The organism is Corallococcus sp. AB049A (assembly GCF_003668885.1).
Taxonomy (GTDB): domain Bacteria; phylum Myxococcota; class Myxococcia; order Myxococcales; family Myxococcaceae; genus Corallococcus; species Corallococcus interemptor.
In genome coordinates, this window is the sequence record NZ_RAWL01000949.1 from 1 (window position 1) to 508 (window position 508).

Sequence of the window (508 nt, forward strand, 5' to 3'; positions counted from 1 at the left end):
GTTCTTTTCCGGTAATTCCTTGCTGAATCACTTCAGACGGTTCACTGGAGAAGCCCATCAATACAATACGTGCCGCTGGAGAAGCCAGCGTTACGGCCTCTTTCAGGATAGAAGGATGACAAGCCGCATCGATAATTAATGTCGGCTTTATGCCTTTTTCAGCGAAAATCTCGCCAAGCGGTGTCTGGCTGTTATTAATCGCCCAGTCAGCCCCGCTCTCTTTCGCTTTTTCCAGTCGTTCATCAATGCGATCGGCAACAATCACATTTTTAACGTTATAGACGCCTTTTAATACCTGAACGTTCGTCAGGCCGATTGGACCGGCACCGTAAACCAGAACGGTATCATTTTCAGTCGGTTGACCATGACCGGTAACGTTAGCCGCAATGGTAAAAGGTTCGATCATCACCGCATATTGATCGGCCACTGCTTCAGGAATTTTCCACGCATTTTTTGCCGGCACCACGGCATATTCACTGAAACCACCGTCAGCGTGCACACCTAATAC

1 protein-coding gene is annotated in these 508 nt (G+C 48.2%); it reads right to left on the reverse strand.

What is annotated here, in order from left to right; all coding sequences use genetic code 11:
• The coding region (locus D7X55_RS46000; RefSeq protein ID WP_147470474.1) for a zinc-binding dehydrogenase at positions 1-508 on the reverse strand (508 nt) is incomplete at both ends.